The organism is Streptomyces sp. ATCC 21386, assembly GCF_018728545.1.
Classification (GTDB): Bacteria; Actinomycetota; Actinomycetes; order Streptomycetales; family Streptomycetaceae; genus Streptomyces.
The window spans coordinates 9,660,550-9,685,356 of sequence record NZ_JAAVVL010000001.1 but is presented as its reverse complement, the minus strand read 5'-3'; the positions used below and the strand labels follow the sequence as shown (position 1 = coordinate 9,685,356).

General features: G+C 71.1%; 19 protein-coding genes and 1 tRNA gene. 7 read left to right on the top strand and 13 right to left on the bottom strand.

Annotated elements, in window-relative coordinates:
• Positions 1-63: 63 nt before the first annotated feature.
• Positions 64-1,011 (bottom strand): MerR family transcriptional regulator, encoded by a 948-nt coding sequence (locus GWK25_RS41705; RefSeq protein WP_215456868.1) that lies wholly within the window; start codon positions 1,009-1,011, stop codon positions 64-66.
• Positions 1,008-2,774 carry an SDR family oxidoreductase gene (locus GWK25_RS41700; protein ID WP_215456863.1) on the bottom strand — a complete coding sequence of 589 codons (1,767 nt, stop codon included), beginning with the start codon at positions 2,772-2,774 and terminating at the stop codon, positions 1,008-1,010. Before GWK25_RS41700 ends, GWK25_RS41705 begins: the two co-directional genes overlap by 4 nt.
• Before the next feature lie 400 nt (positions 2,775-3,174).
• On the opposite strand from GWK25_RS41700, the gene GWK25_RS41695 reads away from it, so the two are divergent.
• From GWK25_RS41695 to GWK25_RS41670, 6 genes are all read left to right on the top strand, one after another.
• Entirely contained in the window at positions 3,175-4,164 is a 990-nt protein-coding gene (locus GWK25_RS41695; protein ID WP_215457941.1) for an ABC transporter ATP-binding protein, read from the top strand.
• Entirely contained in the window at positions 4,154-5,107 is a 954-nt protein-coding gene (locus GWK25_RS41690; RefSeq protein ID WP_215456861.1) for an ABC transporter permease subunit, read from the top strand. Before GWK25_RS41695 ends, GWK25_RS41690 begins: the two co-directional genes overlap by 11 nt.
• Entirely contained in the window at positions 5,104-6,015 is a 912-nt protein-coding gene (locus GWK25_RS41685) for an ABC transporter ATP-binding protein (protein WP_215456858.1), read from the top strand. Before GWK25_RS41690 ends, GWK25_RS41685 begins: the two co-directional genes overlap by 4 nt.
• A 10-nt stretch (positions 6,016-6,025) precedes the next feature.
• On the top strand, positions 6,026-6,745 hold the full coding sequence (locus tag GWK25_RS41680; RefSeq protein ID WP_215456856.1) for an ABC transporter permease: 720 nt from the start codon (positions 6,026-6,028) through the stop codon (positions 6,743-6,745).
• A gap of 143 nt (positions 6,746-6,888) precedes the next feature.
• The gene (locus GWK25_RS41675) at positions 6,889-7,134 is read left to right on the top strand and encodes a hypothetical protein (protein ID WP_215456854.1); all 246 of its coding nucleotides are present in this window, start codon (positions 6,889-6,891) and stop codon (positions 7,132-7,134) included.
• Between the two features lie 283 nt (positions 7,135-7,417).
• A tRNA-Ser gene (locus GWK25_RS41670) sits at positions 7,418-7,501 on the top strand.
• Between the two features lie 538 nt (positions 7,502-8,039).
• Here GWK25_RS41670 and GWK25_RS41665 read toward each other — a convergent pair.
• From GWK25_RS41665 to GWK25_RS41625, 9 genes are all read right to left on the bottom strand, one after another.
• On the bottom strand, positions 8,040-8,846 hold the full coding sequence (locus GWK25_RS41665; RefSeq protein WP_308011117.1) for an HAD family hydrolase: 807 nt from the start codon (positions 8,844-8,846) through the stop codon (positions 8,040-8,042).
• A gap of 116 nt (positions 8,847-8,962) precedes the next feature.
• The gene (serS, locus tag GWK25_RS41660; protein WP_215456849.1) at positions 8,963-10,240 is read right to left on the bottom strand and encodes a serine--tRNA ligase; all 1,278 of its coding nucleotides are present in this window, start codon (positions 10,238-10,240) and stop codon (positions 8,963-8,965) included.
• A gap of 570 nt (positions 10,241-10,810) precedes the next feature.
• Positions 10,811-11,746: a prephenate dehydratase gene (gene pheA / locus GWK25_RS41655; protein ID WP_215456847.1), complete on the bottom strand. Its 936-nt coding sequence runs from the start codon at positions 11,744-11,746 to the stop codon at positions 10,811-10,813.
• An 82-nt stretch (positions 11,747-11,828) separates the two neighbouring features.
• On the bottom strand, positions 11,829-13,259 hold the full coding sequence (gene efeB / locus GWK25_RS41650) for an iron uptake transporter deferrochelatase/peroxidase subunit (protein WP_215456846.1): 1,431 nt from the start codon (positions 13,257-13,259) through the stop codon (positions 11,829-11,831).
• A gap of 8 nt (positions 13,260-13,267) precedes the next feature.
• The gene (locus tag GWK25_RS41645) at positions 13,268-15,355 is read right to left on the bottom strand and encodes a copper resistance protein CopC (protein WP_215456845.1); all 2,088 of its coding nucleotides are present in this window, start codon (positions 15,353-15,355) and stop codon (positions 13,268-13,270) included.
• Between the two features lie 14 nt (positions 15,356-15,369).
• Complete coding sequence (locus GWK25_RS41640) at positions 15,370-15,834, bottom strand: copper chaperone PCu(A)C (protein ID WP_215456843.1); 465 nt, start codon at positions 15,832-15,834, stop codon at positions 15,370-15,372.
• Positions 15,831-16,505, bottom strand: a complete 675-nt coding sequence (locus tag GWK25_RS41635) for an SCO family protein (protein WP_215456841.1) — start codon at positions 16,503-16,505, stop codon at positions 15,831-15,833. The genes GWK25_RS41640 and GWK25_RS41635 overlap by 4 nt, the downstream gene beginning before the upstream one ends.
• Positions 16,506-16,589: 84 nt before the next feature.
• The gene (locus GWK25_RS41630; RefSeq protein ID WP_215456839.1) at positions 16,590-17,330 is read right to left on the bottom strand and encodes a YcnI family protein; all 741 of its coding nucleotides are present in this window, start codon (positions 17,328-17,330) and stop codon (positions 16,590-16,592) included.
• A gap of 269 nt (positions 17,331-17,599) precedes the next feature.
• Entirely contained in the window at positions 17,600-18,415 is an 816-nt protein-coding gene (locus GWK25_RS41625; RefSeq protein WP_215456837.1) for a hypothetical protein, read from the bottom strand.
• A gap of 466 nt (positions 18,416-18,881) precedes the next feature.
• Between GWK25_RS41625 and GWK25_RS41620 the strand changes: the two genes are divergently transcribed.
• Positions 18,882-19,328, top strand: coding sequence for an ATP-binding protein (locus GWK25_RS41620; protein ID WP_215456835.1), 447 nt, complete (start codon positions 18,882-18,884; stop codon positions 19,326-19,328).
• Positions 19,329-19,384: 56 nt separating this feature from the next.
• On the opposite strand, the gene fxsT is transcribed toward GWK25_RS41620, so the two are convergent.
• Together fxsT and GWK25_RS44640 are read right to left on the bottom strand one after the other, a co-directional pair.
• Positions 19,385-23,380 (bottom strand): FxSxx-COOH system tetratricopeptide repeat protein, encoded by a 3,996-nt coding sequence (gene fxsT / locus GWK25_RS41615; RefSeq protein ID WP_215456833.1) that lies wholly within the window; start codon positions 23,378-23,380, stop codon positions 19,385-19,387.
• 68 nt (positions 23,381-23,448) lie between these two features.
• The gene (locus tag GWK25_RS44640; RefSeq protein WP_215456832.1) at positions 23,449-24,699 is read right to left on the bottom strand and encodes a TIR-like protein FxsC; all 1,251 of its coding nucleotides are present in this window, start codon (positions 24,697-24,699) and stop codon (positions 23,449-23,451) included.
• Positions 24,700-24,807: the final 108 nt, after the last annotated feature.

Here is a 24,807-nt window from a genome sequence, read left to right as displayed (position 1 = left end):
ATCCACAGGGGAATTGAAGATTCTGTGGACAACGACCCGTCAGATTCGGGGTTATTGGTCAATTTATCTTATTTCACACGCATTTGCGGTCAGAGCGTCCAAAGCTCGTGCCTGCACCTCGCGTTCAGCGGCAGCAGTGACGAAGGCGGACACCTGGTCCGGGCCAACCAGCTTCTCCACCGCTCGTATCGTGGACGCCGTGATGAGCACGGAACGCGACTCTTCCACGGGTTCGGCGTTCGTGTCGGATTCGAGATGACGGCGCAGTCTGCGGGTGGCGAACAGTCGCATCGCGCGCGCGAGTTCGGCGTCCACCGTCTGCTGCGCGAGCGGCCTCAGCCGCCGCACGAGCGCGGCCGCCTCGACCGCGTCGGCCTCGGTCGGTGGCCGGTGCTGCCCGAGGGAGAGGGCGAACACATGCTCGGTGGTGAACTCCAGTAAACGGGCGGCGATGTGCTCGACCTGCCCCCTCAACTCCCGTAGATGACCGGCGATCGCGGACAGCGGCACCCCGGCAGCGTGCAACTCGGCCGCCACAGCAAGCTCTTGGGGGCTCGGCACGAGGAACAGATCCTCGTCTTCCGGCACCGGCACCAGCACACCCAGGTCGACGGCGTCCGCCACCGCCGACTCGTCGGGAGCGCCGCCGAACCGTTCGACCAACTCGGTCCGCGAGATCCGTACGGCCTCCTCGTCGGTCCACGGTCCCTCGACCTCCGCGGCCAGGCCCAGGACCCCGCCGAGACCGCGGCCCGTGTCCCAGGCCTCCAGAAGCTCCTTGATGGAGGCGAGCGTGTAGCCGCGGTCGAGGAGGTCGGCGATCTGGCGCAACCTGGTCAGGTGAGCGTCGGAGTACACGTTGGCGCGGCCGCGCCGCTCGGGGCTCGGGAGGAGTCCGCGGTCCTGGTAGGCGCGGATCGTCCGGACCGTGACGCCGCTGTGGTGCGCCAGGTCGTCGATGCGGTACGCGGCGCCCGCCGGTACGTCGTCCCGCTCGTCCCGGCGGCTCACAGCGGCGGCTCCATACGGGCGAGCGCACGCAGCGCCCGGGGGGTGAACCGGGACATGAAGCGTCCGCCGCGGGCCTCCGGGGTGACGGGGACGACCGCCTGGTCGCGCACGACGGCGCGCAGGACGGCTTGCGCGACCTTCTCCGGCGGGTAGTTCCGCAGCCCGTAGAGCTTCGCGGCCCTCCGCTGCCGACGCTTCTCCTCTGCGGCGTCGACGCCGGCGAAGCGCGCCGTCGAGGTGATGGCGGTGTTGACGATGCCGGGACAGATCGCCGAAACCCCGATGTCCCGCCCGGCCAGTTCCGCGCGCAGGCACTCGCTCAGCATCAGGACCGCCGCCTTGGAGGTGCTGTACGCGGGCAGCGAGCGGGAAGGCAGATAGGCCGCGGCCGACGCGATGTTGACGATGTGGCCGCCCTGGCCCCGCTCGGCCATCTGCCTGCCGAAGAGCCGGCAACCGTGGATCACGCCCCAGAGGTTGACATCGAGGACCTTGCGCCAGTCCTCGACGGTGGTGTCCAGGAAGGACCCGGACAGCCCGATCCCCGCGTTGTTCACCAGGACGTCGACCACGCCGTACTCGGTGGCGACCTTCTCGGCGAGCTTCGCCATGGCCTGCTCGTCCGAGACGTCGACCGCCTCCGCCCAGGCTTCGGGGGCGCCGCGCAGCCGGGACGACTCGGCGGTGCGAGCCGCGCCCTCGGCGTTCACGTCGACGGCCACGACGCGGGCCCCCGACTCGGCGAACGCGAGGGCCGTGGCCCGGCCGATACCGTCGGCCGCGCCGGTGACCAGCACCAACTGCCCCCCGAACCGGTCCGTGTGCTTCCCGGCGGCCGTCAGGGCCTCGCGCCCGCCCTCGGCCGCCGTGACGAAGTCGGCTATCCAGCCGGCCAGTTGATCGGGCCGGGTGCGCGGGATCCAGTGCTTGGTCGGCAGAGTGCGGCGGGTGAGGCGCGGAACCCACGACTCCAGGTCGTCGTAGAGCCGTTCGGAGAGGAACTGGTCGCCCTGAGGCGTGATGAGCTGCACGGGCACATGGGCGTACGCGTCGTCCCGGGGGCGGGACAGCCGGGCGCGCATGTTGTCCCGGTACAGCCAGACCCCGTGCGCGGCGTCGGTGGGCAACGACGCGCTCGGGTAGTCGCCAGGGGGCAGCTTCTCGGCTCTACGCACCACGCCGGGCCACCACTTGCCGAGAGGGCCGCGCCAGGCGAGCTCGGGCAGTACGGGCGTGTGCAGCACGTAGATGTACCAGGACCGGGCGCCTTGGCCCAGGAGCTGGCCGATCCGGGACGGGGTCGGGCGTCTCACCCGCCGCTTGATCCAGTGCCCCATGTGGTCGAGGGAGGGGCCGGACATCGAGGTGAAGGACGCGACGCGCCCCTCGGTGCGCGCCACCGTCGCGAACTCCCAGCCCTGGACCGATCCCCAGTCGTGTCCCACCAGGTGCACGGGGCGGTCCGGGCTGACAGCGTCCGCGACGGCCAGGAAGTCGTCCGTCAGCTTCTCCAGGGTGAATCCACCCCGCAGCGGCTTCGGCGCCGTGGAGCCGCCGTGGCCGCGCACGTCGTAGAGCACCACGTGGAAGCGCTCCGCGAGCCGTACGGCGACCTCGGACCAGACCTCCTTGGAGTCGGGATAGCCGTGCACGAACAGAACGGTCGGCCGCTCGGGGTCGCCGAGTTCGGCGACGCACAGCTCGACCCCGCCCGCGCGCACCCTGCGCTCCCGCGCGCCTTCGAGCGTCCCCGCATCCGCCATGTCTCCCCCTCCGGCCGAGGCAGCCACTACCCCGCCCACCTCCGTCGACTACGTTCCGTGTTCGCTCCGTGACGTCAACGACTGTGCCAGTGAGTGGTGGCTGCGTCAACGGGCGCGTACGGGCTGTGGAAAACCGTCCGAAGAGCAAAGCGAACGCGGGCACGAAACCGCGGCGCCGGACGTTCCCTCTCATGACGGACGCTCACGGACGTCCACGGACGCTCGCGCCGCCCACGGACGGCGGCTCGGAGTCGTCCCGTCGCTCGACCTTCAGGGTGACCCCTAGGGGGACCGGCGGTGGAGGCCCCCTAGGAGCCCGTACGACTCGAGGGTGAGGAAGAAGCAACCCCGCGGGCTGACGACCGCGGCGTCCCCCGCCCCTAATGTCTAGATCGTGACTGTGATCGCGACCGAAAGCCTGAGCAAGCGGTTCCCGAGGGTGACCGCTCTTGACCGGCTCTCCGTGGACATCGGACCCGGTGTGACCGGACTCGTGGGTGCCAATGGCGCCGGCAAGTCCACACTGATCAAAATCCTGCTGGGTCTGTCCCCCGCCTCGGAGGGCCGTGCCGAAGTGCTCGGCCTCGACGTCGCCACCAAGGGCGGCACCATCCGCGAGCGCGTGGGGTACATGCCGGAGCACGACTGCCTGCCACCCGACGTCTCGGCCACCGAGTTCGTCGTGCACATGGCCCGCATGTCCGGACTCCCGCCGACCGCCGCGCGCGAGCGCACCGCGGACACCCTGCGCCATGTCGGCCTGTACGAGGAGCGGTACCGCCCCATCGGCGGTTACTCCACGGGCATGAAGCAGCGGGTGAAGCTCGCCCAGGCCCTGGTGCACGATCCGCAGCTGGTCTTCCTGGACGAGCCGACCAACGGCCTGGACCCGGTCGGCCGGGACGAGATGCTCGGCCTGATCCGCCGCATCCACACCGACTTCGGCATCTCGGTCCTCGTCACCTCCCATCTCCTCGGCGAACTGGAGCGCACCTGCGACCACGTGGTCGTCGTCGACGGCGGCAAGCTGCTGCGGTCCAGCTCCACCCGGGACTTCACCCAGAGCACCGCGACCCTCGCGATCGAGGTCACTGACAGCGACGAGCACCCGGACGGCACGGGCGCGCTGCGACAGGCACTCCTCGCGCGCGGCGTCACCGTCTCCGACGGCAGCGGCCTCCCCGGCGCCGGACACATCCTGCTGCTCACCGCGCAGGGTGAGGAGACCTACGACCTGGTCCGGGACGCCGTCGCCGATCTGGGCCTCGGTCTGGTCCGTATGGAGCAGCGCAGGCACCAGATCGCCGAGGTCTTCCAGGACCACGACGCGCAGACCGACACCCGGAGCGCCCAGGACGCAGGAAAGGAGGCGGTCGGCCATGGCGGTTGAGCAGCACGGTGCACCGGCACCGTCCCTCAGCGGCGGACAGCCCGCCCGCACGGGCGAGCAGAGCCGTATCCACAACATCGGATACCGCTCCTACGACGGCCCCCGCCTCGGCCGCGCCTACGCCCGGCGCTCGCTGTACTCGCAGTCGCTGCGCGGCGCGTACGGACTGGGCCGCTCGGCCAAGTCGAAGGTGCTGCCCATGCTGCTGTTCGCGGTCATGTGCGTGCCGGCGGCCATCATGGTGGCGGTGGCGATCGCCACCCGGTCCCAGGGCCTGCCCGTCACGGACCTGCCCGTCAAGTACACCGAGTACGCGGTCATCATGCAGGCCGTCATCGGCCTGTACGTCGCCTCCCAGGCACCGCAGGCCGTCTCGCGCGACCTGCGCTTCAAGACCGTCCCGCTGTACTTCTCGCGCCCGATCGAGACCGCCGACTACGTCCGCGCCAAGTTCGCGGCGCTGACCTCGGCGCTCTTCATCCTGACCGCGGTGCCGCTGCTCGTGCTCTATGTGGGCGCGTTGCTGGCCGAGTTCGACTTCACCGACCAGACCAAGGGATTGGCGCAGGGACTGGTGTCCGTGGCGTTGCTGTCGCTCCTCTTCGCCGGTATCGGCCTGGTGATCTCGGCGGTCACCCCGCGACGGGGCTTCGGCATCGCGGCCGTCATCGCCGTCCTGACCATCTCCTACGGCGCGGTGTCCGTCGTCCAGGCCATCGCCACCGAGCAGAACAGCTCGGACACGGTGCCCTGGCTCGGCTTCTTCTCGCCCATCACCCTCATCGACGGCGTACAGACCGCCTTCCTGGGCGCCACCTCCGCCTTCCCCGGCGGGCACGGGCCCTCCGACGGGCAGGGAGCCCTCTACGTCCTCGTCGTCCTGGGTCTCATCGCCGGCTCCTACGGCCTGCTGATGCGCCGCTACCGAAAGGTCGGGCTGTGACCACGCTCAACATCGACCACGTCTCCCGCTGGTTCGGCAACGTGGTGGCGGTCAACGACGTCACGATGACGATCGGCCCCGGAGTCACCGGCCTGCTCGGCCCGAACGGCGCCGGGAAGTCCACCCTCATCAACATGATGGGCGGCTTCCTCGCCCCCTCCACGGGCTCCGTCACCCTCGACGGGACGCCGGTGTGGCGCAACGAGCAGATCTACAAGCACATCGGCATCGTGCCCGAGCGCGAGGCGATGTACGACTTCCTCACGGGCCGTGAATTCGTCGTCGCCAACGCCGAGTTGCACGGCCTCGGAGCGACCGCCGCCCAGCGTGCGCTCGCCACGGTGGAGATGGAGTACGCGCAGGACCGCAAGATCTCGACGTACTCCAAGGGCATGCGTCAGCGCGTGAAGATGGCGTCGGCGCTGGTCCACGAACCGTCCCTGCTCCTCCTCGACGAGCCGTTCAACGGCATGGATCCGCGTCAGCGCATGCAGCTCATGGAGCTGCTGCGGCGGATGGGCGACGAGGGCCGCACCGTGCTGTTCTCGTCCCACATCCTCGAAGAGGTCGAGCAGCTGGCGGCCCACATCGAGGTGATCGTCGCCGGACGGCACGCGGCGAGCGGTGACTTCCGGCGCATCCGCCGGCTGATGACCGACCGCCCCCACCGCTATCTGGTGCGCTCCAGCGACGACCGGGCCCTGGCCGCCGCGCTGATCGCCGACCCGTCGACCGCCGGGATCGAAGTCGATCTGACCGAGGGCGCGTTGCGCATCCAGGCAGTCGACTTCGGGCGGTTCACGACCCTGCTGCCGAGGGTGGCCCGGGACCATGGCATCCGTCTGCTCACGGTCTCGCCGTCGGACGAGTCCCTCGAGTCCGTCTTCTCGTATCTCGTCGCGGCGTAGGAGGCCGAAGATGTACGACCCCACAGTCGCCCGGCTCACCTACCGGGCCCTGCTCGGCCGCCGTCGGGCCCTCATCCTCAGCGCGCTGCCCGCCCTGCTGATCGTCCTCTCCGTGGCCGTACGCGCCCTGAGCGGCGCCGACGACCAGGTGGCGGCGGATCTGCTGGGCGGATTCGCGCTCGCCACGATGGTGCCGATCATCGGCGTCATCGCGGGAACGGGCGCGATCGGACCGGAGATCGACGACGGCTCGGTGGTGTATCTGCTGGCCAAGCCGGTGAAGCGGCCGACGATCATCTTCACCAAGCTGATCGTGGCGATCGCGGTGACCATGGCCTTCTCGGCCGTGCCGACGCTGATCGCGGGCGTGATCCTCAACGGTAACGGGCAGCAGATCGCCGTCGCCTACACCGTGGCGGCGCTGGTCGCCTCGATCGCCTACGCCGCGATGTTCCTGCTCCTCGGGACGGTCACCCGGCACGCGGTCGTCTTCGGGCTCGTGTACGCCCTCGTCTGGGAGACCCTCTTCGGGTCCCTGGTGGACGGGGCGCGCACCCTCAGCGTCCAGCAGTGGGCGCTCGCCGTCGCCCAGAAGGTCACCGACGGCAATCTGGTGACCTCCGACGTGGGGCTGCCGACCGCGGTGATCCTGCTGACGGTCGTCACGGCCGGAGCGACCTGGTACGCGGGACAGAAGCTGCGGACACTGAAGCTCGCCGGCGAGGAGTGACGGGACCCTCCGGGGCGAGCCGCCCCGGAGGCCCCGCTCTCGCGGCCTTGACGGAGGCTTCACGCGCGCCCGGGCAGACTGGGCGGACGGATACACGGGACATACCGGCCAGGAAGGGCGACCAGAGGGCGGGAGGAACGGGGATGGCAGCGGAGCATTCGTCCGACGGAGGCGATACGCGGGGCGCGGGCGAGGACGCCTGGGACGACCTCGTCCTGGACGAGGACTTCATACGGTCCGCCGAGACGGCCGAACCGTCGGCACGGGCCCGGATGTTGGCGGCGCGGTGGCGGCGGCAGGCCCCGGATCCCCAGCCCTGGCGCTCGGACGAGCCGCCCGCCGGGTGGTTCTTCAGCAAGGCACGACGTCGCAAGTGGCGCCGACGCTGACCGTTCGGAGTGGCCGGGGCCGTGCGGCCGATATTCGGTGGCGGGCAACTCGGCCGCCGGGCACAGTGGTTGGTGTCCAGGTCGCCGGATCGGATCGGCGCCACGTTCTGGGAGAGGAGCCCGGCGATGCTGACCTTCAGGCGCAGTACGTCGAGTTCCCCGCAGGGCGGCTCACGACGGACTCCGGAGTAGTTACCCCTCCGTCGAGTCCGTCCCCTCAGTGGGGAGCTGCCCGGGGCGGCCGCTTCGAGCACGCGAATCGCTTCGCGTGGGCCGCCCACCCGGAGGATTGGCCGAGTGGTAAGGCACCGGCTTGCTAAGCCGTGGTCGGGTTCTGCCCGCGCACGTTCGATCCGTGCATCCTCCGCCGTTTCGCTGTCGCTGTGACTTGGCCGGGTTCGTTGGGCCGGGTGTGTGTAGAGGGGCTCCCGGGGCTGTGCCGGTTTTGTGGGCCAGGGGCGTGCAGAGAGGCCCCTGGGGCTGCGCCGGGCTCCATTCGGCCAGGGGGTGTGGGTAGAGAAGCTCACGGGGCTGCGCCGGGTTCGTTGGGCCAGGGGTGCGTAGAGGCCCTTGGGGCTGCGCCCGGCTCCATTCGGCCAGGGGGTGGGTAGACAGGCTCACGGGCCTGCGCCGGGCTCCTTGGCCAGGCGGTGGGGGCGGAGAGGCTTCCCGGGGGCTGCGCCGGGTCTTGGGGCTGCGGTCGGGGGAGCCGGTGATTCGGCGCCGGGTGCGCCGGGGACGTTCGCCGGGCGCGCAGGTTTACTCCGAGGCACCGTCAGGAGGGTGCCGCGTCACCGCGTGTGCGACGGTGAGGCCGCCCGGCCACAGGTCCCTCGTCCCGCGTCCCTCCGGTGCTGTCGCCCCGCTTCCCCGGGCCCCCGCTGCGCCGCGGGACTTCGGTTCGTTCAGGGCAGCAGGCGTTCCAGGACCTCGGCGATGCCGTCGTCCTCGTTCGAGGAGGTCACTTCGTCGGCGACGGCCTTGAGGTCGGGGTGGGCGTTGGCCATGGCCACGCCGTGGGTGGCCCAGGTGAACATCGGGATGTCGTTGGGCATGTCGCCGAAGGCGACGGTGTCCGTGCGCTTCACCCCGAGGCGGCGGGCGGCGATGGAGAGCCCGGTGGCCTTGGTGAGGCCGAGTGGGAGCAGCTCGACGATGCCCTCACCGGCCATGGCGACCGTGACGAAGCCGCCGGCGGCCTGACGGGCGGCCTCGGTGAGTTCGTCGGAGGTCAGGGTGGGGTGCTGTATGTAGATCTTGTTCAGCGGGGACGCCCAGAGGTCGGTGACGTCCGTGAGCGGGATCGTGGGGAGCGAGCCGTGCAGGGAGTACCCGCTGCCGACCAGGATCTCGCCGTCCAGGCCCGCGCGGCTGGCGGCCAGGTGCAGGGGGCCGACCTCCGCCTCGATCTTGGCGAGGGCGACCGCGGCGAGCTGTCGGTCCAGGGTGACGGCCGTGAGCAGCCGGTGCTCCCCGGCGTCGTAGACCTGTGCGCCCTGGCCGCAGACGGCCAGTCCCCGGTAGCCGAGGTCGTCGAGGATGTGACGCGTCCAGGGGACGGCCCGGCCGGTGACGACGATGTGGGCGGCGCCCGCCGCGGTGGCCGCGGCGAGCGCTTCCCGGGTGCGCCGGGAGACCGTGTCGTCGGACTGGAGAAGCGTTCCGTCGAGGTCGGTCGCGATCAGCCTGTAGGGGAAGCCCGAGGGCGTCACGGACGGTTCGGAGACCGGGGTCGTTCCGCAGGCCGGGGCCGCGTCGGACACGACGGTCGCCTCGGACACCGCGATCTCGCCGGGGTCCGTGGAACCCCCGGTGGCTGCCGCTTCGCTCACTTGGCTACCGGCTCCAGCACCTCGCGGCCGCCCAGGTACGGACGCAGGACCTCGGGGACGCGGACCGAGCCGTCGGCCTGCTGGTGGTTCTCGAGGATCGCCACGATGGTGCGTGGGACGGCGCAGAGCGTGCCGTTGAGGGTGGCCAGCGGCTTGACCTGCTTGCCGTCACGGACGCGGATCTGCAGCCGGCGCGACTGGAACTCCGTGCAGTCGGACGTCGAGGTCAGCTCGCGGTACTTGCCCTGGGTCGGGATCCACGCCTCGCAGTCGAACTTGCGCGAGGCCGAGGAACCGAGGTCGGCGGAGGCGACGTCGATGACGCGGAAGGGCAGTTCGAGCGACGTCAGCCACTGCTTCTCCCAGTCCAGCAGGCGCTGGTGCTCCGCCTGCGAGTCCTCCGGCGCGACGTACGAGAACATCTCGACCTTGTCGAACTGGTGGACGCGGAAGATGCCCCGGGTGTCCTTGCCGTGCGAGCCGGCCTCGCGGCGGAAGCAGGGGGAGAAGCCCGCGTACCGCAGGGGCAGGCGGTCGGCGTCGATGATCTCGTCCATGTGGTACGCGGCGAGCGCGACCTCGGAGGTGCCGACCAGGTACAGGTCGTCCTTGTCGAGGTGGTAGACGTCCTGGGCGGCCTGGCCGAGGAAGCCGGTGCCGGCCATCGACTGCGGGCGGACCAGCGCCGGGGTCAGCATCGGGGTGAAGCCGGCCGCGGTGGCCTGGGCGATCGCCGCGTTGACCAGGGCGAGTTCGAGGAGGGCGCCGATGCCCGTCAGGAAGTAGAAGCGCGAGCCGGAGACCTTGGCGCCGCGCTCGGTGTCGATGGCACCGAGGATCGTGCCGAGCTCCAGGTGGTCCTTGGGCTCGAAGCCCTCGGTCGCGAAGTCGCGGATCTCGCCGTGCGTCTCCAGCGTGACGAAGTCCTCCTCGCCGCCGACGGGGACGTCGGGGTGGACGAGGTTGCCCAGCTGGAGGAGGAGCTCCCGGGTCTCGCTGTCGGCCGCGTCGCGCTCGACGTCGGCGGCCTTGACGTCGGCCTTGAGCTGTTCCGCGCGCTTGAGCAGCTCGGCCTTCTCGTCGGCGGAGGCCTTGGGGATCAGCTTGCCGAGCGACCTCTGCTCGGCACGGAGCTCGTCGAAGCGGACGCCGGACGACCTGCGCCGCTCGTCGGCGGACAGGAGGGAGTCGACGAGCGCGACGTCCTCTCCACGGGCGCGCTGGGACGCGCGCACACGGTCGGGGTCCTCACGGAGCAGGCGAAGGTCAATCACCCCTCAAGGCTACCGGTGCGTGGTTCCGGCCCACGACTTGAATTCGCGGTACGCCCTTTATGGGGCGCTTTGAGTGGAATATCGATCACATAGGCCCGCCATGGCAGGCGCTGGCGAAAGTCAATGGACTGAGCGGAGACCCCCTGAACGGGGGCAGGGGCGCGGCGCCTGGTTGACTCGACTCCCTTGTGCCGCAAGGGACTTGGGGATCGTTCGTCCACAGGGATCCACAGCGCCGCAGAGTTATCCACAGGCTGTGCGAAAGATCTGTGGACTTCCGAGAAGATCGCCGGGGGAATCGGGCGCCGTCCTGAGGGTTCCCGGCCCAAACCGCCTTCACGCCCACTTTCGAGTGGATTGACGTGGGAATGAGTCGCTCTAAAGGATTGACGTGAGGAAACACATGGGCGAAGGGTGACCCACGAGGGTGTGGACACGGCGCGGTCCGCGAAGGGGATTTGTCGACTGAGTGGTGCCGTGTTGTCGACTTGTCCCCAGGTAGAGAAGGCGCCCTGTGGATAACTTCTGTGGACAAAGAAAATAAGCAGGTAGCACCGGCGGCGGGCCGGGTCAGAACCGGCCGTCCTGGCAGCGTGCCACCCAGTCCGCCGCGGCCACGAACTCGGTGTCGGAGGTGCCCGGCAGCGTGGGCCGGACCTTCGCGGTGGCCGCGTCCGCACGCGGGTACGAACCGAGGAAGCGGACCTGGAGGCAGACCCGCCTGAGGCCCATCAGCGCCTCCGCCACCCGCCGGTCGGCGATATGACCCTCGGCATCGATGGCGAAGCAGTAGTTGCCGATGCCCTCGCCGGTCGGGCGGGACTGCAGAAGCATGAGGTTCACGCCGCGGACGGCGAACTCGCCGAGCAGGTCGCGCAGTCCACCGGGGTGGTCGTCGCGCTGCCAGATCACGACGGACGTCTTGTCGGAGCCGGTCGGGGCGGCCGGCCGGGCGGGACGGCCGACCAGGACGAAGCGGGTCTGGGCGTTCTCCGCGTCGTGGATCTCGGTCTGCAGGGCCTCCAGGCCGTAGCGCGAGGCCGCGAACTCGCCGGCGAAGGCGGCGTCGTAACGGCCTTCCTGGACGAGACGGGCGCCGTCGGCGTTCGAGGCGGCCGACTCCCAGACCACGTCGGGCGGGAGGTTGGCCTTCATCCACTTGCGGACCTGCGGTTGGGCGGCCGGGTGGGCGGTGACCGTCTTGATGTCCGAGAGCTGGGTGCCCGGCCGGACCAGGAGCGCGAAGGTGATGGAGAGGAGCACCTCGCGGTAGATCATCAGCGGGGTCCCGGCGACCAGCTCGTCGAGCGTGGTCGTGATGCCGCCCTCCACGGAGTTCTCGATCGGGACGAACGCGGCCTCGGCCTCGCCGTTGCGGACGGCGTCGAGCGCGGCGGGCACGGACACCATCGGGACGAGCTCGCGGGTCGCGGCCTCCGGCAGCGTGCGCAGGGCGACCTCGGTGAAGGTGCCCTCGGGGCCGAGGTACACGTAGCTGGCTGACATGGACTCACCCTAATGGGCCTCGGTCCGGCCGTACGACCCTCGGCCCGCGCCCCATGGCCGAGCAACCGCTGCCCCGCGGCCGTCAGCCCTCCAGCAAACCCTGCCCCACGTACTCCCCCTCCGCCGCGCCTCCCGGCACCGCGAAGAGGCCGCTCGACTCGTGGCGGATGAACCTCGACAGGGCGTCGCCGCGGTCGAGTTTGCGCTGGACGGTGACGAAGCCGCGGAGCGGGTCGGCCTGCCAGCAGACGAAGAGGAGACCCGCGTCGGGGACGCCCTTCGCATCGATGCCGTCGTGGAAGGAGAACGGGCGGCGGAGCATGGCCGCGCCGCCGTTCTGGTCGGGGCGGGAGATACGGGCATGCGCGTTGATCGGGACCAGGAGACTGCCCTCGGCGTCCGTCTTCTCCAGATCCATCGCGGTCGTCTCCGTCGCCTTCGAGCCCCCGCTCAGCGGGGCGCCGTCGGACTTGCGGCGCCCGATGACGTCCTCCTGTTCCTTGAGCGAGAGCTGCTCCCAGTCGTCGAGGAGCATGCGGATACGGCGTATGACGGCGTAGGACCCGTTCGCCATCCAGGCGGGGTCGCCGGAGGTGCTCGGCGATGCGGACCCGGGCACGAAGATCCGCTCGTCGAAGTCGGACTCGGTCGGCTTGGGGTTGCGGGTGCCGTCGACCTGCCCCATCAGGTTGCGGGCGGTCATGGGGTGGGCCGTGGCGCCCGGCGAGCGGTTGAAGCCGTTCATCTGCCATCGCACCCGGGCCGCGCCGCCCGCGTCCTTCTGGATCGCGCGCAGGGCGTGGAAGGCGACCAGCGCGTCGTCCGCGCCGATCTGCACCCACAGATCGCCGTCGCTGCGCGACCGGTCGAGCTGGTCCGAGGAGAAGTCCGGCAGCGGGTCCAGGGACTCCGGGCGCTGCTTCTCCAGCCCGGTACGGGCGAAGAAGCTGTGGCCGAAGCCGAAGGTGACCGTCAACGACGAGGGTCCGGCGTCCAGGGCGATCGCGGTGTCGTCCTGGGCCGCGGGCTCGCCCGCCATCAGTCGCCGGGCCGTGTCCGACCAGCGGCGCAGCAGAGCGGCGGCCTCCTTGCGCCCGGCCCCGGCAGCCAGGTCGAAGGCGACGAGATGGCCACGCGCCTGGAGCGGGGTGGTGATCCCGGGCTGATGTTTCACGTGAAACCTCACCTCGCCCGCGCCGAGCGAGGACAGCGGGGTGACCTTCTCGGCGGAGGTAGAGGAGGCGGAGCCCGCCGCGTAGCCCGCGGCGCCGCCCGCCGCACCCAGCGCGAGGCCGGTGGCGCCGGCCGTGCCGAGCAGGCGGCGGCGGGAGAGGGGTCCGCTCGCGGGGCTCCCGTGCGGTCGGTCCCCCTCCCTCTTCGGTTCCGCACCGACGGACGACGACGGTGAGTCGTCCGGGGTCGCCCGCATCCGCGCGGCGCCGGTGCGGTCCGCACCGCCCCGCGCTCTTCTCCGGGCGGCGGGGCCGTCTTCGACGAGGTCCTGGTCAGCCATGATGTGTTTCAGCCGATCTGCGCGTTCTTGCTGACGGTCACCTGGTCGATGTCGGATGTCCGCACGGTCATCTCGATCTTCCAGTCGCCCGCCATGGGGACCTGTACGCCACTCGCCGTCCAGTGGCCGGTGGTGACGCGTTCGGGGACCACGGGCAGCGGGCCGATCTTCTTGGCCTCCAGGGTGAAGGCGACCTTCACCTCGGGGACGTCGATGGGCTTGCCGTCGGGTCCCTGGACGTAGACGTGCATCTCGTTGGCGCCCACCCGTGCGGGGTCGATCTGCAGCCGGGCGACGCCCTGGCCGTTCTTGCCCCCGGTGTCGAACGACATGTCCAGCGCCAGCGCGCCCGACGTCTCGTCCTGCTGTGTCACGGCCGCCTTGGCCGCCTCGGCCTCCTCCACCGTGCGTCCCGGCTCGGTGGCCGTCAGCACGGTGGTGACGGCGAGCAGGACGACGGCGACGCCCGCCTCCGCCAGCACGGACCGACGCAGACCGGTACGGCCCGGATCCGCGTCCCGCAGCCGCTTCTCGCGTGCGCTCGCCACCGCCGCCCGCTGCCGGGCGAGCTGGGCGGCCCGCTCCGCGCCCTCACCGGTCGCCTGTGTGGAACCGACCACCGCGCGCGCGACCACCGGCTCCTTCTCCTCGGCGGCCTCCTTCTCCTGGCCGGCTGGTGCCTCCGGCGCGGCCGGCGCCTCCGCCAGCTGCGAGGTCCACCGGCGTGAGATCCACGCGATCCCGACCAGCACGGCCACCAGGCCGATCTTCACCAGGAGGAGCTGCCCGTACGACGTGCCGGTCAGCGCGGACCAGCTGCCGACCTGGCGCCACGACTGGTAGATCCCGGTCACGGCCAGCACGAGCACGCTGCCGAACGCGAGCCGCGAGAACCGCCGTACGGCGCCGGTCTCGATCTGCGCGCCCACGGGTGCCCGGAAGAGTGCCACGAGGAGCGTCGCCAGGCCGCCCAGCCAGGCGGCGACGGCCAGCAGGTGCACGACGTCCAGGGGCATCGAGATGCCGGTCTGGATACCGGTCGAGGCGTGCTCGGCCATCGCCCAGCTCGCGGCGAGACCGGTGGCGACCACGCCTCCGCCGACGGCAAGCCCGAAGGTGAGGTCCCGATGGAGGGAGGGGTCGTCGTGCTCGGGGGCCGCGTCGTCGTCCGTGCCGGCGTCGTCCCGGGAGACCGGATCGTGGGCGGAGCTCGCGGTACCGGCGGCCGCCGTGGCTGCGGGCCCGTGGCCGCGGGTCTCCTCGGCGTTCTCGGCCCTTTCGGTCTCCTCGACCCCTTCGGTCTCTTCCGCCCCCTCGGTCTTCTCGTCCCGCCGTGCGTACGCGCCGAACAGCACCGCGATGAACAGGGCCGCCGCGGCGAGGAGCAGCAGACGGGATACCAGGGCGGCGCCCGCCTTCGTCTGGAGGACCTGGCCGAGGAGGTCCAGGTCGAAGACGTCGCCGAACTTGCCGGAGCCGGTGTAGGCACCGCGCAGCAGCAGCATCGCGAGGGTGGCGGTGGTCAGCGTGAGCCAGCCGGCCACCACGACCCGCTGCACGGGCCGTACCCCGGCACCACGCTGCCAGCAGGCCAGCACGAAGGTCGCGCCGCCGACCAGCAGGATGAAACCGGCGTACGACAGATAGCGCGCGAAGCCGTAGAGGCCGCCGACGAGCCCGCCGCCCGCCCCCTGCTCGGGTACCGCGACCGTCGTCTTGGACGGCGCCCCCACCGAGAAGGTGAAGGCACCGGAGACGGGGTGGCTGTCCGCCGACACGACCTGGTAGGTGACGGTGAAGGTGCCGTCGGGCAGGCCCGAGTGCAGCCCGACGGCATAGCTGTTCCCACCCAGATCGGTGACCTCGCCGGTGTCGGCCTCCTTGCCCTTGGGGTCGTACACGCGCACCGAACCGTCGGACACCGCGACCTTCTCGGAGAAGGTGAGCGACACCTGGTCCGGTGCCTCCTGGACCACCGAGCCCTGTTGCGGGTCGCTGCCGGTCAACGCGGCGTGCGCGGAGACGGGCACGGCACCGGCGAGCAGCGCTCCGACGGTGGCGAACAACAGCAACAGCAAGGGCCTCAACCGGCTCACCGGTGCTACCTCCCTCAGTGACCGCTGGTCGGCCGGTACGTCGCCGACTTCACGGGCATCTCGACCGTGATGGCCTCGGACTTGGTGAAGTTCAACCGCAGGGACACCGTCTCGCCTTCCTTCGGCTTGCGCTTCAGGTTCTCGAACATCAGGTGGTTTCCACCGGTCTCCAGGACGAGTTCGCCGTCGGCGGGGACCTTCAGGCCCCCGACCTCCCGCATCGACTGCCCGGTCGTCTCGTGGACGGTGACGTCCCGGGCGAGGTCGCTGGTGACGGAGGTCAGCTCGTCCGCCGTACCGCCGTCGTTCTCGATGACGAGGTAACCGGCGGCCATGGAGTCCGTGACGGGCTGCGGCATGTAGGCCGCCTTCACGGACAGCTGCGCGGCGGAGCCGGAGGAGGGGGCGGCGGAGCCGCAGCCCGTCAGGGCGACGAGCGCGGCGGCGGTGATCAGGACGGGACCGGCCGGTGCTCTCACGGGTTCTCGCCCTTGAGCAGCTTCGGCAGGCCCTTCTCGTAGTCCTGCACGGTGGCGTTGTCGTCGTACAGCACATAGCCGCCGTCGGTCTTCGGCGAGAACGCGATGACCTGGGTGCCGTGCTCGGAGACGGTCTTGCCGTTCTTGTCCTTGGTCGGCGGGGCGATGGAGATGCCGAGAGTGCGGGCGCCGGCCTGGATGTCGTCGAAGTCGCCGGTCAGGCCGACGATCTCGGAGTCGATGCCCTTGAGCCACTTCCCGAGTTCGGCCGAGGTGTCGCGCTCCGGGTCGGTGGTGACGAAGACGAGCCGGAGGTTCGCCAGCTCCGCCTTCGGCACCTTCTTCGCGATCTCCTTCTTGGCGACCGCGAGGTTGTTCATGGTGAGCGGGCAGACGTCGGGGCAGTTGGTGTACCCGAAGTAGATCAGCGTCGGCTTGCCCGCGGTCTCCTTGCGGAGGTCGTAGGACTTGCCGTTGGTGTCGGTGAGGACCAGGTCCGGCTTGGTGAACGGCTGGTCGAGGACCGTGAAGTGCCGCTGGGGGCCGGTGTCGGAGACCTCGGCGACCGACGTGGTGGAGTTGTCGCCCGTGCCGCAGGCCGAGAGGCCGAGGACGGCCGCGGCCAGCAGGGCACCGGCCGCGAGCGTCGTCTTCTTGGTGTTCGTGCGCATGAAAGATGTCCAGTGGGTTCGAGCCCCGGCGCGCACGGGGGGGTAGCCGCGCGCGCCGAGGGAGAGGGCCGGGAAGCCGGGGGCTCAGGCGTTCGTGCGGCGGCGGCCGGCGAGGACGCCGTAGGCCACGCCCGCCGCGCCGACGACGATGCCGACGACGCCGAGCACGCGGGCGGTGGTGTCGCTGGTGTCGGCGGGTGCGGCGGTGGTCTCGTTCGACGGGGCCTCGGCGTCGTCCTTCGCCTTGTCGGAGGCGTTCGAGGCGCCGGACGCGCCGTGGTGGTCGTCGGACGCGGCGGACAGCGCGAGCACGGGCGCCGGGTTCTCGGGCTCCTCCTGGCCGTCCTGCGGCACCTCGATCCAGCGGACGACCTCCTTGTTGGAGTACGTCTGGAGCGCCTTGAAGACCAGTTCGTCGGTGTTCTCGGGCAGCTGACCGATGGAGACCGGGAACTTCTGGAAGAAGCCCGCCGCGATGCCGTCGCCGGTGGCGGTCCAGGTGATCTTGGAGACGGCCTCGTCGATCTGCTCGCCGTGCAGTTCGAGCGGCTTGTCGAGCTTGGCCTTGGTGACCTTGATCTTCCAGCCCGGGACGGCCTCCGGCTGGGCCGAGGCGAGCGGGTGGTCGGTCGGGAAGTTCACCTCGAGCTTGGTGGTCGTGGCGTCGTCGCGCTCGTTGGGGACCTTGAAGTTGACGGTCGCGTACCCGCCCTTGGCCGCCGTGCCCTCCGCCGCGACGCTGACGTGGGCGAACGCGGGGCCGGACAGGAGGAGGACGGCCGAGCCGGCGAGGGTGCCGACGGCGGCGATACGAGAAGCCTTCATGACGGGTGACACTCCACAGTGAGTGAGAGAAAAGAGGACGAGGGACAGCGCACGCCGCGAGCCGACAGCCGGGCTGTGGCCCGGGCCGACATCCACGGCCGACATCCACGGCCGGGACCAGGAGCAGGGCTGGGAGCCGGAGCCCGTGGTCCGGAGACAGAGGGGCCGGAGCCGTCGAAACCGCTGGATCGGGGTCGGCAGCGGGTGCGCGGGGCTCGGCGCCGGGCGACGGACGCCCTCTCCCTGGTGTGGAGTGAGTGTGCGTCGGGTCAGGCGGCGAGCATGAAGGCGGGAGCGGCGGCCGGAGGTCCTCGGCGGACGACGGTGTGCTGCAGCGCGGTCGTCCGCAGGGCGGCGGGCGCCGCGTGCACGGTGTGCGGGGCGCGCGGAACCGCTTCCGGCGTGCCCGGCAGCCCGCACCGCAGGGCCCGCGTCAGCGCGAGCGCGCCACGCAGCGACCGTACGAGCGGCTCCTCGGTCGCCAGCCGGGTCAGCCGGAGCAGCGCCAGATCGCCGTGGCGCAGCACCCACCCGGCGGCCACGGCGGCGAGCACATGGCCGAGCAGCATGGGCAGGGACGGCAGGAGGGCGGCGGACGAGCCCGGCGCGGTCGTCATCGCGTCCGCCGGGTCGTGCGTGACGTGCGTACCGCCGACTCCCGCGTCGATGAGGATGCGACGGGCCCGCTCGGGGCTCAGGGCCGCCGCGGTCGTGCCGCACACGAAGCGGGCCGCGCGCTCGATGAGCGCCGCGTCCATCGCCTCCGTCGTGCGGGACGCGCTGGTCGTCCCGTGCTGGTTCAGGCCGAACAGGACGTGCAGCACGGTCTGGCCCACCGCCAGCAGTGCCGCGATGCCCGGGAGCGAGCGTTGCCGGCCGGCCAGCGCGGCGGCGACGCAGAAGGTGCCGACGAACCCGACGCCCAGACTCCACAGCGGAACCGTCGCGCACGAGGCGAGTGCGTGTCCGGCCCCGGCCAGCACGACACAGACCGCGGCGAACACCGCGGCCCGCAGGACCCGGAGGTCGCCTCCGGCGCGGGTCCGGCGTGGCGAGGCCGGGCGGTCTGGGTGGGGGGCAGTCATGGCGGGCCCATCATCGCACCGGGGCGCTGCGCCGGGTTCGGCGGGTTCACGGGTTGAGGTACGGGGAGGGAGGGGGCGGTGTTCAGCTGGGGTTTCGGGGTGATTGGCGGCTGGTCGCGCAGTTCCTCCGCGCTCCTGAAAGGACTCGGGGCCGTGCGGGCGCGCTGACCGCCGTGCGAAGGCGGAGACAAGTGCGCCCACCGCTTGATCCTCACGGCAGCCGTCCCGGTGCAAGCGCGGCACCGCTCGGTCCTCACCGTCGCCGTCCGGCAGTCGGCCCCGGTGCCGTCCGGCTGCGGTGGAGTGGTGGAAGTTGTGGATGATTCGGAAGGGTTCGGTCCGCATACACCGAATGTGCGGGGGACGCATCCGCCGTATGGGCGGAGAGACGGGTTCCAGGCGATTGCGGGCGGGCCTCGGCGGCAATACGTAACGGTATGTCGAGCCGCGGCCAGGAGGCTGGAGCATGAGCATCTGGTGGTCACTCCATCTGCGGCGCGAGGCTGCGAGCGTGCCGCTCGCCCGACGGCTGCTGATCGGCACGATGGAGACCGCGGGCGTCGATCCCGACGTCTCCTACGACCTCTCCATCGCCCTCAGCGAGGCCTGTGCCAACGCTGTCGAGCACGGCGGCGCGATCCCGTCCGGCACCGCCACCGAGGCGTACCGGGTGACCGCCTACCTCGACGGTGAGAAGTGCCGGATCGAGGTCGCCGACTCCGGGCCGGGCTTCCCGCACCGACACCCGGTCCGCCCGGCCCCCGCCGATGCCGAGGACGGCCGCGGCCTCTGCCTCATCCGGGAACTCGCCGACCACGTCCACATCGGCAACAAACCGGGCCGCGGCGGCGCGATCGTCAGCTTCGACAAGATCCTCAAGTGGCGCGACGACGCACCGCTGGTGGCCGTCTAGAGCACGTCCCGAGCTCGCTGCTCAGCAGCCGACCGGGACTTCCACGGCGTCCCGCGTCAGATCTGGTGCGGCTCCAGGTCCCTCCCCACCCGCTGCCAGGAGCGGACCAGCACGGTCACCGGATGGCCCCGGCCCAGCAGCTGGGTGAGCCGGGTCGCCGCCCTCTCCTGGAGCCGTACGGCCTCCTCGTGACCCGTGTCCCGCAGGGTGATCGCCAGGTTGCCCATGCCGACCAGCACATCGGGGTGGTCCGCGCCGAACCGTCGGCGCAGCCCCTCCACGGCCTGGCGTTCCGAGCGTTCGGCGTGGTCGTACAGCCCCCGGTCGCCGTAGGCGTTGGCCAGGTTGAGGCCCGCGGAGCAGACCGCCGGGTGGTCGTCCCCCAGCGTCGCCGCCAGACAGTCGCGGGCGTGGCGGCTCAGCTCCTCCGCCTTCTCGGTGTTGCCCAGGGCCCGGTGGTACATGGCGAGGTTGTTGAAGCAGTACATGGTGAACGGGTGCTCGGCGCCGAACGAGTCCTGGTACCCGTCCAGTACCTCCTCGACCTGGTGGACCGCCCGTGCCGGACCGTCCTCGGGGTCCGTGGCGAAGTAGTCGGCGGCCAGGTTGAGCCCGCAGGCAAGGATCTCGGGGATGGTGCTGCCGTAGCGGTCGTGGTAGCGGGCGTACGTCTTCCAGGTCTCCTCGGTGATCCGCAGCGCCTCGGCGGTACGGCCCGCCTTGCGCAGGGAGACCGCGAGGCTCTTGTCGGCCTGCAACACCTCGGGCACGCCCGGGTTGAACACCTGCTCGAAGCTTTCGCGGACCTCGCGCAGGAGCTCGGCGGAGGTCCGGTAGTCCCCGAGGTCGCGCAGGTCACGCGCGTGGTGGCCCTTGGTGGCGAGTGTGTAGGGGTGGGTCGGGCCGAGCAGCGCGGTGCGGCGGCGGACGATGTCCTCGGTGAGCCGCCGGGCGGCCTCGCTGTCGCCGGCCAGCCGCAGGTCGATGGCCAGGTTGTTGGCGGCCGAGAGCGTACGCGGGTGGTCGTCGCCGAAGATCTCCTTGAAACCCAGGTGGATGCGCAGGTCCAGGTCCAGCGCCTCCTTGTAGCGCCCCAACGCCCTGAGGTCGGCGGCCAGACTGCCCGAGGTCATGAGGATGTTCGGGTGGTCCTCGCCGAGCAGTCGGCGCTGGCCGTCCAGGGTCCTCTCGTCCATCGCCCGGGCGGCCTGGTAGTCGCCCTGGGCGCGCATCACGTTGGCCAGTTGGAAGCGGAGGTTCAGGACCTGCTCGTCGTCCGCGTCGAGGATCTCGTTGGTCCACAGCTCGTCGAGGTCGGTGGCCAGGTCGCGGGCCGCCTGCAGCTCGCCGCGTTTTCCCAGGTAGCGGACGCGGTCCACCATCAGCTGGCGGGGCTCCTCCTCCTCGCACTCACGGATGTTCGAGGGCATCAGATGGGGCCAGATCACCTCGAACCCGAGCCACTGCGCGGGATCGTCCACGGCGCCCTCGCGCGGCCGGGCGGCGGCCAGGATGCGGTGCACCTCGTGCATGGTCTCCACGTACCGCTGCTCGTCCAGACTGTCCCGCACCGCCGCCTGCACCAGCCGGTGCACCTGGATGGAGTTGTCGGCGGAGTCGACCTTGGCGAGGGCGAAGCGGTTCAGGGCCTGGGTGACGCGGCCGAGCATGTAGCGGGCGCGCAGGTCCCGGTCGTACGGCAGCAGGGCGTCGATCATCGCGTCGCTGCTGATCAGGGTCATGGAGATGGGTTCGGCCGAGAAGAAGGCGCACAGTTCGAGCAGCCGGGCCGCCGCCGGGGACTCCTCGCGCAGCCGGGTGATGGAGATGTTCCAGGTGGCGCCGACGGAGGAGGGGTACTCGACCGCGTTCACCGCCTCCTGCACCGACAGCACCCGGGTGGACTGCTCCCGCAACTGGTCGATGTACTCCTCCACCGGTGTGGCCGTCGCCTCCAGCCAGGCCGCCGCGACCTCCACGGCCAGCGGCAGGTCGCCCAGCGCGTCGGCGACCCGGTCCGCGTCGGCGTCGCGCAGTCCGGGGACGCGGCGGCACAGGTGCTCCACGCTCTCCTCGCGGGTGAAGACCTCCATCTCCAGCGACTGCACCACCGTCGAGCCGGGCCGGGCGCGGGTGGTGACCAGGATGTGGCCGTACACGTGGTCCCGCAGCGGAGCCGTCTGGCCCGGGAAGAGCGGCAACGCCCGGTTGAGGTCCGGAACGTTGTCGAAGATCAGCAGCCAGCGGGCGCACGGGTCACCCTGCCGCAGGGCCCGCATCGCGGCCTCGGCCGCCTCGGAGACGTCGTCGCCGACCGGCAGGTCCAGTTCCTGCGCGAGGGCGGCCACCTTCGGCAGGACGAGGTCCGGCTGTTCGGCGTCGATCCACCACACCAGGTCGTAGTCCGCCTTGAACCGGTGGGCGTACTCGCGGGCGAGCTGGGACTTGCCCACCCCGCCCAGACCGTGCAGCACCTGCGGCAGCCGTTGTCCGGAGCGGCCGCTGACCAGGCGCTCACGCAGCCGGTCCAGGATCGGCGAGCGACCGGTGAACCACGGGTAGCGGGGCTGGACGTTGGAGATCCGGGTGCCGGTGTTGGGGAAGCGGGCGCCGCCGTCCGGCGGCGCGGACAGGACGTCCGGGTGGTCGAGGCTCGTCAGCAGGGTCCGGTGGGCCCGGTCCTCGTCGAGCCGGGTGAGGTCGATGGCGCCCCGGGAGGAGTGCGGCAGGCTGAGCCGGACGTCGTCGACGCGGACCGCCACCGGCCGGTTCCCCGCCTTGCGCCCGTCGGCGTGCACGGCGTCCTCCCAGGCCCGGCGGGCCCTGCGGGAGTCGAGGAAGGCGGGCGAGACCACGGCGAGCAGCCGCTCCGAGCCGTCGGCCGCGTCCTCGGCGCCGGACGCGGCCCGGTCCTCGTGCCCCGGCAGTCCGTCGGCGTCCTGCGGCAGCGCCCGGACGTCCATCGGCGCCACGTCGAAACCGGCGTTGCGGAGCACCGACTCCAGCCAGTCGACCCACATCCGGTCCTCGGAGACGTAGTAGAGCACCAGCCGGGAGACGGGCAGCGGGCGCCGCCGGGTGTACGCGGCCTTGTACCGGGCCCGCTTCTCCTCGCCGATCAAGGGGAGCCGGGTGACCCGGCCCTCGGTGATGACGGAGGTGACCCGTTCGCAGGCGCTCAGCATGGAGTTGGCCGTCTTCGGCGGGTCGCCGAAGGCCGCCAGGATCTCCTCGTAGGCGTAGTACGGCTGGTAGAGGACCTCCATCGACGACCAGTAGTCGGCCAGCCGGTCGCCGTCCAGGCCGGCGGGCAGCCCGGCGAAGCGCTCCCGGGCCAGGGCGCGCCCCGCGTCGAGCTTGTCCTTCTCGCCGAGGTCGATGCGCATGGCGAGGGGCAGGATGCGGATGCCCTTGTGGCCGAACCGCTCCCGGATGCTCTGCGCGACGGCGGCGGCGCCCTCGATGCTCTGGCCACTGAGGGTGTAGCAGACGACGAGGGTGTGGGGCATCTGCACGGTGCAGACGTCGGCGAGGTCGCTGAGTCCGGTACGGCTGTCGATCAGGGTGTAGTCGTAGTGGCGCCGCATGTCCGCGCGCATCGCCTCGAAGAACTGGCCGCCGCCGTAGCTGGCGTAGAAGAGGTCCCAGTCCATGTTGCCGATCACCGGGTAGTCGTCCTGCCTCCGTCCGGCGGAGAGGAAGTCCAGGCTGCCGCCCTCGGGGAAGGTCCAGTCGAGGGTCAGCGCGTGCGGGCGGACGCGGGCGTACCTGCGGTGCCAGTCCGGGGCGCGGTCGGGCAGGTCGCGCAGCGCCTCCCGGCGGTAGTCGCCGATGAGGTTGCCCAGCCCGGGGGTGGCCCGGAGCATCGCCGGGTTCAGGAAGGGGTGGAAGAACTTGTGCAGACCGGGTGCTTCCAGGTCCCAGTCGACGGCCAGGACGCGGTGTCCGCCCGCGGCCAGGATCCACGCCACGTTCGCGAGCGTCATGGTCCGGCCGGTGCCGCCCTTGTACGAGTAGAACGTGATGACCGTGCCGTTGCGGTTCTCCGTCATGCGCCTGCCGTCCTCCGCCCTGTCCGACCCGCTCTTGCCGTACTCCCCGCCCCGGTGCCCCCGGGGTCCTAGCCGCCCAGGTCCGCCGGGCCCCGCAGCCGCGGGGGTGCGACGAGGGGTCCCGCCGGTGGATAGGTCCGTGCGTGTGCCTCGTAGGAGGCGACGGCCTGTTTCACGGCCGTCTGCAGTTCGTTGCCGAAGGCGTCCAGGGTGCGGATGCCGCCGTTGGGGGTCCGGTGGCCGCTGCCCTCCGTCGTCCGCGCGGCCAGGGCCTTCTCGGTGAGGGCCGTCAGCCGCTTCTCCCGTGCCGGTCCGGCGTCCTCCTCGCACCGGGGGATCATCACGCTGATCCACGGCCGCTGTTCCTCGCACAGCCGTTCCAACAGCTCCCGGCCCCGGGCGGAGGCGAGGGCCCAGCGGTCGAGCAGCAGCAGCCCGGGGGCCCGGGGCGGGCCGGGGCCGAGCAGCCGGTCGGCGTCCTTCTCGAAGTCCCCGATGTTGACCTTGTAGTCCATGGTGCGCACCAGGTCCGCCGCGTGTTCGCCGAGCGGCCGGGTCGACGCCGGGTGGTACGGGTTCCAGTCGCGCGGCAGATGCCCGTAGCAGTCGGGCTCACGGCCCGGCGGCAGGTCGGAGCGGGTGCACGCCATGACCGTGATGTCGAACTCCGGGGGGTGCCCCGAGGCGCCGAACGCGCTGGGCAGCGACTCGTACTCGTCGTACGTCTGCCCCTCGTCCAGCTCGGTGACCCTGGCCACGTGCACGATCTGCTTGGCCAGCCGGTACAGGGCCCGCTCGTACTCGTCCCGCAGGTAGCGGAGTTTGGTCAGCCCGTAGAACCCCTCCTCCGCGTAGTCCTGGCCGAAGGACACGTGGTTGAACTGCAGGTCCTTGGCCGCGTGCGGGAGTTGGGCGGGTTCCACGGGCACCCATAACGCGGGGATGATCGCCTGCTCCCGGGTGGCGCCGCCGCGGGCCCGGTGGCTGATCTGCCGCTGGCTGAAGGCCCACCACTCCCGTCCGCACTGCTCGCTGATGAAGTAGCGGGGCGAGTAGAGGGGGACGAAGACCTTGCAGCGCGCGAGGTTCTCGGACAGTTCGTCCGTCCACCGGGTGCCGACGGCCATGCCCTGGTCCAGGAAGCCGGCCCGTGCGCCGCGCGGCAGATCGGTCATCTGCATGATGTGGGCGCACAGCCCGTCGTACAGCTTTCTCACCCAGATGTTCGGATCGGTGTCACCGGCGTCATTTCGCGGCGTGTGCGCGTAACTGAGGAAGAAATAAGGGCTTCCGCCGCCCCTGGCCGCATCTCCTCGCACCCATGCCCCCCGATGCCCGGACTTTCTTCAGTGTAGGAAGGGGGCAGGGGCACGTGGAATATGACGAACGGGCTCAATGTCCCGGCCTCGGCCGCCGAAGCGCAGCCA

Excerpts from the sequence above, each read along its gene's own strand:
- efeB (WP_215456846.1), bottom strand. The coding sequence starts at position 13,259 with ATGGCTGACCAGGACCTCGTCGAAGACGGCCCCGCCGCCCGGAGAAGA.
- GWK25_RS41635 (WP_215456841.1), bottom strand. The coding sequence starts at position 16,505 with ATGCGCACGAACACCAAGAAGACGACGCTCGCGGCCGGTGCCCTGCTG.
- GWK25_RS41700 (WP_215456863.1), bottom strand. The coding sequence starts at position 2,774 with ATGGCGGATGCGGGGACGCTCGAAGGCGCGCGGGAGCGCAGGGTGCGC.
- GWK25_RS41620 (WP_215456835.1), top strand. The coding sequence starts at position 18,882 with ATGAGCATCTGGTGGTCACTCCATCTGCGGCGCGAGGCTGCGAGCGTG.
- pheA (WP_215456847.1), bottom strand. The coding sequence starts at position 11,746 with ATGTCAGCCAGCTACGTGTACCTCGGCCCCGAGGGCACCTTCACCGAG.
- GWK25_RS41690 (WP_215456861.1), top strand. The coding sequence starts at position 4,154 with ATGGCGGTTGAGCAGCACGGTGCACCGGCACCGTCCCTCAGCGGCGGA.
- GWK25_RS41680 (WP_215456856.1), top strand. The coding sequence starts at position 6,026 with ATGTACGACCCCACAGTCGCCCGGCTCACCTACCGGGCCCTGCTCGGC.
- GWK25_RS41625 (WP_215456837.1), bottom strand. The coding sequence starts at position 18,415 with ATGACTGCCCCCCACCCAGACCGCCCGGCCTCGCCACGCCGGACCCGC.
- fxsT (WP_215456833.1), bottom strand. The coding sequence starts at position 23,380 with ATGACGGAGAACCGCAACGGCACGGTCATCACGTTCTACTCGTACAAG.
- GWK25_RS41675 (WP_215456854.1), top strand. The coding sequence starts at position 6,889 with ATGGCAGCGGAGCATTCGTCCGACGGAGGCGATACGCGGGGCGCGGGC.
- GWK25_RS41630 (WP_215456839.1), bottom strand. The coding sequence starts at position 17,330 with ATGAAGGCTTCTCGTATCGCCGCCGTCGGCACCCTCGCCGGCTCGGCC.